The organism is Rugamonas sp. (assembly GCF_025354735.1).
Lineage (GTDB): Bacteria > Pseudomonadota > Gammaproteobacteria > Burkholderiales > Burkholderiaceae_D > Rugamonas.
Genome location: NZ_JANXMI010000024.1, coordinates 1 through 8,688, shown reverse-complemented (window position 1 = coordinate 8,688; position 8,688 = coordinate 1). Strand labels below are relative to the sequence as shown.

Here is an 8,688-nt window from a genome sequence, read left to right as displayed (position 1 = left end):
AACAACTTTGCGCCGATGATAGTGCTGCAACCAGTGTGAAAGTAGGTTATCGTCAGGCTAGTTATATTAAGAAACCCCACCAGTGATCTGGTGGGGTTTTTTTTCGTCCTTTCGTTTCAATCGCGTTCGGTGCCGAGGGGGATCTTTTTCGTCCTTTCGTTTCTTCGCATCAATTTAGATACTTTCGTTCATCAAAAGCGCACCCAATAGCGCTATAAGGTGCAAAAAAGTATCGATACTGCGTTTTTCAGTATCGGGAAGTACCGAAGTCCGGTGATACATTGTCATTGGGGTGCCGCTGGCACCGCACATACAATAAAAACCCGGAGACTACACCATGAAACGTATCGCTATCAGCGCCCTGTGCGCTGGTCTTTTCTGCGCCGCCGATCCCGCTTTCGCTGCTACCGAACTGGTCATTGCTACCGTCAACAACGGCCACATGATCGAAATGCAAAAGCTGAGCAAATTCTTCGAGCAAGCCAATCCCGATATCAAACTGAAGTGGGTCACGCTGGAAGAGGGCGTGCTGCGTCAGCGCATGACGACCGACATCGCCACCAAAGGCGGCCAGTTCGACGTGATGACCATCGGCATGTACGAAACCCCGATCTGGGCCAAGAAGGATTGGCTGGTCCCGATCAAGCCCGACGCCAATTACGACGTCGACGATCTGCTGCCCACCATACGCGAAGGCCTGACCGTCAACGGCCAGCTGTACGCCGCGCCGTTCTACGGCGAGAGCTCGATGATTATGTATCGCAGCGACCTGGTGAAAAAAGCCGGCATGACGATAGAAGACCGTCCGACCTGGGAGCATCTGCGCGACGTCGCCGCCAAAATCAACGATCCCGCCCACGGCGTGTACGGCATCTGCCTGCGCGGCAAGCCGGGCTGGGGCGACAACATGGCGCTCATCACCACCATGGCCAACTCCTACGGCGGCCAGCTGTTCGACATGAGCTGGAAGCCCCAGTTCAACTCCAAGCCGTGGAAGAGCGCCGTCGGCATGTACGTCGACCTGCTGAAAAACTACGGCCCACCGGGTTCGTCGTCGAACAGCTTCAATGAAATCCTGGCGATGTTCAACGAAGGCAAGTGCGGCATCTGGATCGACGCCACCATCGCGGCCTCCTTCATCTCCGATCCGAAGCAGAGCAAAGTGGCCGACAAGGTCGCCTACGCGCAATCGCCGGTCGGCACCACGGAGCGCGGCGCGAACTGGCTGTGGGCCTGGTCGCTGGCGATTCCGAAAAGCTCCAAGCACGTGGACGCGGCGCAAAAATTCATCAACTGGTCGACCTCCAAGGACTACATCAAGCTGGTGGCGAAAGAAACCAGCTGGGCCAACGTGCCTACCGGCACCCGCAAGTCGACCTACGCCACGCCTGAGTTCCAGAAAGCGGCCAAGTTCTCGGTCGCCGAAGGCAAGGCGCTGGCCACGGCCAGTCCGAAGCAGAACACGCTGCCGCCGTCGCCCTACCTCGGCGTGCAGCTGGCATCGATCCCGGAATTCCAGGTGATCGGTATCGCCGCCGGCCAGCAGATGACGTCCGCCCTGCTGGGCAAGGTCACCGTCGACCAGGCGCTCGACGCGACGCAACAGGCGGCCGACCGCGAAATGCGCAAGGCCGGCTACTACAAATAAGCATCGCGGCCCGCGCCGCCGCCCGCTCCCCGGCCTATGCCGCGTGAGCGATGGCGGCGGCGCCGCGCATGGCCGCTCCTGACCGGGCCGGCCATGCGCTTCGGCGCACGCCCCGTGCGCCGCCTTATCACCCGCACCATGAGACTCCCATGAAACGACTGATACCCCGGACCTTGCTGACGCCAGCGGTGCTGTCCATCGCCGTCATTTCCATCGTCCCGCTGCTCATTACGCTGTACTACTCCTTCGTCAAATTCAACCTGCTGTCGCCGGGCGAACACGAATTCCACGGACTGGATAACTTCCGCTTCTTCTTCACCGACGGCGCCTTCGTGCCGGCGCTGACCAACACCTTCACATTGATGTTCTCGGTGATGGTGGTGACGGTCATTTTCGGCGCGGCGCTCGGCCTGCTGATTAACGATGCCTTCCCCGGCCGCGCCATCGTGCGCGTGCTGCTGATCTCCCCCTTCCTCGTCATGCCGGCCGTGAATTCGCTGATGTGGAAGAACATGCTGCTCAATCCCATCTACGGCCTGTTCGCGCAAGCGAGCCTGCTGCTTGGGCTGACGCCGGTCGACTGGCTGTCGCAATATCCGCTGGTGTCCATCATCATGATGGTGTCGTGGCAGTGGCTGCCCTTCGCCTGCCTGATCTTCATGACGTCGCTGCAGTCGATGGACCGCGAGCAGCTCGAGGCGGCCGGCATGGACGGCGCCACCTATCTCCAGCAGCTGCGCTACCTGTACATCCCGCACCTGGGCCGCGCGGTGTCGGTGGTGCTGATGATAGAGATGATCTTCCTGCTGTCGATCTTCGCCGAAATCTTCACCACCACCGGCGGCGGTCCCGGCTTCGACACCACCACCATCACGTTCATGATTTACCAGCAGGCCTTGCAGGGATACGACATCGGCGCCGCCTCGGCCGGCGCCCTGTTCGCGGTGCTGCTGGCGAACATCGCGGCCTTCTTCCTGATGCGCGTCATCGGCAAGAACCTGACGAAATAAGGAGATCCAGATGAACAAACCAACCACGCTCTATTTGCGCACCGGCTTCGCCTGGTTCTTCGCACTGCTGCTGTTCTTTCCGATTTTCTGGCTCGGACTGATGGCCTTCAAGACCGAGCAGCAAGCCATCTCCACGCCGCCGCTGTTCTTCTTCACGCCCACGCTGCAAAGCTTCCACGAGGTGATGGCGCGCGATAACTACGTCGGCTACGCGATCAATTCGCTCATCACCAGCGTGGTCTCGACCGCGATCGGATTGGCGATCGCGATCCCGGCCGCCTACTCGATGGCCTTCTTCCCCACGCGCGGCACGGTCGGCCTGCTGAAGTTCATCCTCAGCTCGCGCTACATGCCGGGCGTCGGCGCGCTGATGCCGATCTATATCTGCTTCCAGTATTTCGACATGCTCGACACGCGCACCGGCCTGACGCTGATGTTCATGCTGATGAATTTGCCGATCATGATCTGGCTGCTCTATACCAATCTGCGCGAACTGCCGCGCGAAATCCTGGAAGCGTCGCGCATGGACGGCGCCACGGTGGCCGACGAGTTCCGCCACATCGTGCTGCCGCTGGCCGTCGGCGGCATCGCCTCGACCGCGCTGGTGTGCATGGTCTGGGCCTGGAACGAATCATTCTGGTCGCTCAACCTGGGCGCCTCCCACGCCGGCACGCTGGCCTGGCTGATCGCCTCCTACTCCAGTCCCGAGGGACTGTTCTGGGCCAAGCTGTCGGCCGCCTCGCTGATGGCGATCGCACCGATCATGGCGCTGGGCTGGTTCTGCCAGAAGCAGCTGGTGCAAGGCATGACCTTCGGCGCCGTCAAGTAAGCGCCGCATCCCAACATATTAGGAACCACCATGGCATATCTTCAACTCAGTCATATCGAAAAATATTTCGGCGAGCACCACGCCATCAAGGGCATCGACCTGCAAATCGAAAAGGGCGAATTCGTCGTCTTCGTCGGCCCGTCCGGCTGCGGCAAATCGACGCTGCTGCGATTGATCGCCGGCCTCGAAACGATCGACAAGGGCAGCCTGCAACTCGACAAGCGCGACATCACCGCGCTGCCGTCGTCCAAGCGCGACCTGGCGATGGTATTCCAGTCGTACGCGCTGTATCCGCACATGACGGTGTTCGAGAACATGTCGTTCGCGCTGAAGCTGGCCGGCGTCGACCGCGCCGTGATCCGCGACAAGGTCGACAAGGCCGCCGCCATTCTCGACCTGGCGAAATACCTCGAGCGCACGCCCAAGGATTTGTCCGGCGGCCAGCGCCAGCGCGTCGCCATCGGCCGCGCCATCGTGCGCGATCCCAAGGTGTTCCTGTTCGATGAGCCGCTGTCCAACCTCGACGCCGCGCTGCGCGTCCAGACCCGCATCGAGATCGCCAAGCTGCACCGCGACCTGGGCGCGACCTCGATCTACGTCACCCACGACCAGGTCGAGGCGATGACGCTGGCCGACCGCGTCGTCGTGCTGCGCGACGGCCAGATCGAACAGCACGGCGCGCCGCTGGAATTGTACGACCGTCCGGCCAACCGCTTCGTCGCGCAGTTCATCGGCACGCCGAGCATGAACGTGGTGCCGGCGGCGGCCCTGCCCCAGTTGTCCGCGCTGGCCGGCGCCACCGCGCAGGCCGACGGCTTCGTCGGCATCCGTCCCGAGCACGTGCGCCTGGCCCACGCCGACGAGGAGGGCTTGACGGCCACCGTCGACCTGGTCGAATCGCTGGGCGTCGAGACGCTGCTCTACGCGCGCCTGGAAAACAATGTGCAGATCGTCGTGCGCGGCAGCGAGCGCAGTCAGTTGCAGCCGGGCGATCGCACCAAGCTCTGTTTCGACCACTCGCGCGTCCATCACTTCGATCGTTCCGGTAAAACCTATGCGGCAGCCGCAGGAAAGGCAATCTAATGAATCCCATCAAATTGAACCAGGCCGCATTGGGCCACTTGCCCGCCGGCGTGGCCGGTCCCACCTACGCGCGCGACCAGGTCGCCCGCAGCATCGTCCACATCGGCGTCGGCGGATTTTATCGCGCCCACCAGGCGGTGTATCTCGACCAGCTGCTGCACCTGCCGGGCCATGAGCAGTGGGGTTATTGCGGCGTGGGGCTGCTGCCGCACGATGCGAAAATCCGCGACGCGATGGTGGCGCAGGACTGTCTGTACACCGTCGTCGAACGCGGCGCGCACGGCGAATCGGCGCGCGTCATCGGCTCGGTCCTGGAATTTTTGTACGCGCCCGACGACCCGCAGGCGGTGCTGGAAAAAATGGCCGATGCCGGCACCCGCATCGTCGCGCTGACCATCACCGAGGGCGGCTACTACGTCAACCAGGGTAACGGCGAATTCGACGCGGCCCACCCCGACATCGTGCACGACCTGGCCCATCCGCACGCGCCGCGCTGCTCGTTCGGCTATCTGGCCGAGGCGCTCGACCTGCGCCGCCAGCGCGGCCTGCCTCCGTTCACGCTGATGTCCTGCGATAACCTGCAAAACAACGGCCACGTGCTGCGCAAGATGCTGCTCGCCTTTACGCAGCTGCGCGATCCCGCTTTGAGCGCCTGGCTGGAGCAGCATGGCGCTTTCCCGAACAGCATGGTGGACCGCATCACGCCGGCCACCACCGACGAGCACCGCGCGCTGGTGCGCGACAGCTTCGGCATCGACGACGCCTGGCCGGTGATGACGGAGCCTTTCCTGCAATGGGTGATCGAAGATGAATTCCCCGGCGGGCGGCCCGAATGGGAGCTGGTCGGTGCGCAGATGACGCACGACGTGCTGCCCTACGAAAAAATGAAACTGCGCCTGCTCAACGCGGGTCACCAGTCGCTGTGCTATCTGGGCATGATGTTCGGCTACGAATTCGCGCACGAGGCGATGGCCGATGACGGCATCCGCCAGCTGTTCCGCGACATGATGGATATCGAAGTCACGCCGCTGCTGCCGGCGGTCGAGGGCATCGACCTGGAAGACTACAAGCGCACGCTGATCGAGCGCTTTTCCAATCCGGCGATACGCGACCAGCTGTCGCGCATCGGCACCGAGGGTTCGGCGCGCATACCGAAGTTCGTGCTGCCGTCGGTGCGCGAGCAGTTGGAGCGCGGCGGCCCGATCAAGCTGCTCAGCTTCGTCGTGGCGTGCTGGTTCCGGTATCTGAACGGCAGCGATGAACAGGGCCGGCCGATGCCGCTGATCGATCCCTACGGCGAGCGCCTGAAGGAGCACGCGCTGCGCGGCGGCAGCGACGCCGGCGTGCTGCTGTCGATGCGCGAATTGTTCGGCGAGTTGAGCGAGCAGCCGCGGTTCGGCGCGGAAGTCGGCGCCGCGCTGGAGCGCCTGTATCGCGACGGCGCGCGCGCGGCCTTGAATCACGCGCTGGCTTGACGGAGACAGTTCCCATGTATCTCGGCATAGACCTCGGCACGTCCGAAGTAAAGGCGCTGCTGATCGACGCGCAGCAGCGCATCGTCGCCACCGCCCATGCGGCGCTGGCGATCAGTCGTCCGCAGCCTTTGTGGTCGGAGCAGGATCCGGCCGACTGGTGGCGCGCCACATTATCGGCGGTGGCGGAAATCGCGCGCAGCCATCCGGTGGAGTTGAAGGCGCTGCGCGGCATCGGCCTGTCCGGGCAGATGCACGGCACCGTGCTGCTCGATGTCGACGGCCAGGTATTGTGGCCGGCGATACTGTGGAACGACACCCGCTCCGGATTCGAGTGCGCGGAGCTGGAGGCGCGCGCGCCGCAGCTGCGCGAGATCACCGGCAACGCGGCGATGCCGGGCTTTTCCGCGCCCAAGCTGCTGTGGATCGCGCGGCACGAGCCGGAACTGTTCAAGCGCACGGCGACGGTGCTGCTGCCGAAGGATTATCTGCGCTATCTGCTGACCGGCGACTATATCTCCGAGATGTCCGACGCATCGGGCACGCTGTGGCTCGACGTCGGCCAGCGCGACTGGTCCGACGCCATGCTGGCCGCCTGTGAAATGACGCGCGCGCACATGCCACGGCTGGTCGAAGGCTCGGCGCCGGGCGGCATGCTGCGGCGCGAGCTGGCGCGCGAGTGGGGCGTGGCGGCGGACGTGGTGGTGGCCGGCGGCGCCGGCGACAACGCGGCCAGCGCGATCGGCATGGGCGTGGTGGCGGCCGGCGACGGTTTCATCTCGCTCGGCACGTCCGGCGTGTTCTTCGCGGCGAACGACGCGTATCGCCCGAATCCGGCGCAGGGATTGCACACCTTTTGTCACGCGCTGCCGGGACGGTGGCATCAGATGGGTGTGATGCTGTCGGCGGCCAGCTGCCTGCGCTGGGTCACGCAGTTGACCCACGCGGACGACGAGGCGCAGCTGCTCGATGAAGTGGCGGCGGCGGGCAGCGATGCGTATCACAGCGCGCCGCTGTTCCTGCCCTATCTGTCGGGCGAGCGCACGCCGCACAACGATCCGAATGCCAGCGGCGTGTTCTTTGGTCTGCGCCACGACACCGACCGCGCGCTGCTCGGCTACGCGGTGCTCGAAGGCGTCGCCTTCGGTTTGCGCGACAGCTATCTGGCCTTGCAGGCGGCCGGCGGCTCGGTGCGGATCGCGTCGCTGGTCGGTGGCGGCAGCCGTAGTCGTTATTGGGCGCGCCTGCTGGCCAGCGCGCTCGATCTGCCGCTGTCGTTGAGCAGCGAAGGACAGGTGGGTGCGGCGCTCGGCGCGGCCAGGCTGGGGATGATGGCGGTCCACCCCGAACTCGATGCGGCCACGGTCTGCGTCGCGCCGCCCATCGTCGAAATCATCGAGCCCGACGCGCAATGGCGTGCCGTCCTGCTGCCGCGCTTCGAGCGCTTCCGCACCTTGTATGCGCATCTGAAGCCGCTGTTCTGAAAAAGCCGCATTTTGCTATACTCGGCCTTGATCGCGCGCGCGTCGCAGCGCTCATCAACGGAGACACTCATGCCGCATAAGAGCACGCATCACACACTGCAAATCGAGCACGATTGCGTGCGCGATGCGCAGCAGGGCTTCGAGCCCAATGGACGATTCGGTTTTATCCGCTATCTCGAACATGGCATCCCCAGTTCGCTGATACGCTGGCACTACCACGAAGAATATGAGCTGCATCTCATTTGCGCCAGCAGTGGCAAAGTCTTCGTCGGCGATTACATCGGCCAGTTCGGGCCCGGCCACCTGGTGCTGACCGGGCCGCGCGTGCCGCACAACTGGGTCTCGATCGATTACCCCGAAGAGGGCGTCAAGCTGCGCGACATGGTGATCCAGTTCACGCACAAGCCGCTGGAGCTGCTGGCCGGCGAAATTCCAGAGATGCGGGCCATCATGCCGCTGCTGAGCCGCGCCACGCACGGGATTGAATTTTTCGGCATCAGCGAGCAGACCAGGGCGCGCTTCATCCGCATTCGCGATAGCAGCGGCCTGCCACGCTTTATCGAGTTCCTCGGATTGCTGGGGGAGCTGGCCCATAGCAGCGACTATCAGCTGCTGTCGACAATACCGATGCAATCGTCGGACGACGATGCGGCGCTGGCCCGCATCAGCTCCGCCATCAACTTCATCGTGAAGAATTTCAGCAGCCAGTTTTCGATGAAGGATCTGGCGGACGAACTGGATATGTCGGAACGCATGTTCGCACGCGTGTTCCGCGGCGCGACCGGCAACAGCTTCACCGATTTTGTGAATCGCCTGCGGGTGAACAAAGCCTGCCAGCTGCTGATGGAAACCGAGCGCTATGTGACCAACATCTGCTACGACGCCGGCTTCAATAATGTCGCCAACTTCAATCGCCGTTTCCTGGAACTGAAGGGGATGACGCCGAAAGAATTTCGCCAGCAGGCGTCCGGCCGCTTCGGCGCCTGAATACTTTTGGGCGAGGCCTTGCAAAGCGCGGAGCGCTTTGCTATAGTTCGCCTCCCCGCAAAACGGTATGTAAATACGGCGAACGGGGCGAACCAGAAACGGTTCGGTAGTAAAAAGAAGGGGTTGACGAAATGCTTCAAACGCTTCATACTCTTTCTTCCTCGCGGCTGACAAA

Annotated in this window: 7 protein-coding genes; all 7 read left to right on the top strand. The window is 63.1% G+C overall.

The window, feature by feature from the left end; genetic code table 11:
- The first annotated feature begins 337 nt into the window (after positions 1 to 337).
- The 7 genes from Q0S71_RS02105 (at position 338) to Q0S71_RS02075 (ending at position 8,513) form a co-directional block, all read left to right on the top strand.
- Positions 338 to 1,648 (top strand): sugar ABC transporter substrate-binding protein, encoded by a 1,311-nt coding sequence (locus tag Q0S71_RS02105; protein ID WP_295990607.1) that lies wholly within the window; start codon positions 338 to 340, stop codon positions 1,646 to 1,648.
- 149 nt (positions 1,649 to 1,797) lie between these two features.
- The gene (locus Q0S71_RS02100; RefSeq protein WP_295990605.1) at positions 1,798 to 2,658 is read left to right on the top strand and encodes a carbohydrate ABC transporter permease; all 861 of its coding nucleotides are present in this window, start codon (positions 1,798 to 1,800) and stop codon (positions 2,656 to 2,658) included.
- Between the two features lie 10 nt (positions 2,659 to 2,668).
- Positions 2,669 to 3,487, top strand: coding sequence for a carbohydrate ABC transporter permease (locus Q0S71_RS02095; RefSeq protein WP_295990603.1), 819 nt, complete (start codon positions 2,669 to 2,671; stop codon positions 3,485 to 3,487).
- A gap of 30 nt (positions 3,488 to 3,517) precedes the next feature.
- Positions 3,518 to 4,570, top strand: coding sequence for an ABC transporter ATP-binding protein (locus Q0S71_RS02090; protein WP_295990600.1), 1,053 nt, complete (start codon positions 3,518 to 3,520; stop codon positions 4,568 to 4,570).
- Complete coding sequence (locus Q0S71_RS02085) at positions 4,570 to 6,045, top strand: mannitol dehydrogenase family protein (RefSeq protein ID WP_295990598.1); 1,476 nt, start codon at positions 4,570 to 4,572, stop codon at positions 6,043 to 6,045. The genes Q0S71_RS02090 and Q0S71_RS02085 overlap by 1 nt, the downstream gene beginning before the upstream one ends.
- Positions 6,046 to 6,059: 14 nt before the next feature.
- Positions 6,060 to 7,526, top strand: coding sequence for a xylulokinase (xylB, locus tag Q0S71_RS02080; RefSeq protein ID WP_295990597.1), 1,467 nt, complete (start codon positions 6,060 to 6,062; stop codon positions 7,524 to 7,526).
- A gap of 69 nt (positions 7,527 to 7,595) precedes the next feature.
- Positions 7,596 to 8,513 carry an AraC family transcriptional regulator gene (locus tag Q0S71_RS02075; protein ID WP_295990594.1) on the top strand — a complete coding sequence of 306 codons (918 nt, stop codon included), beginning with the start codon at positions 7,596 to 7,598 and terminating at the stop codon, positions 8,511 to 8,513.
- The last annotated feature ends 175 nt before the right edge of the window (positions 8,514 to 8,688 follow it).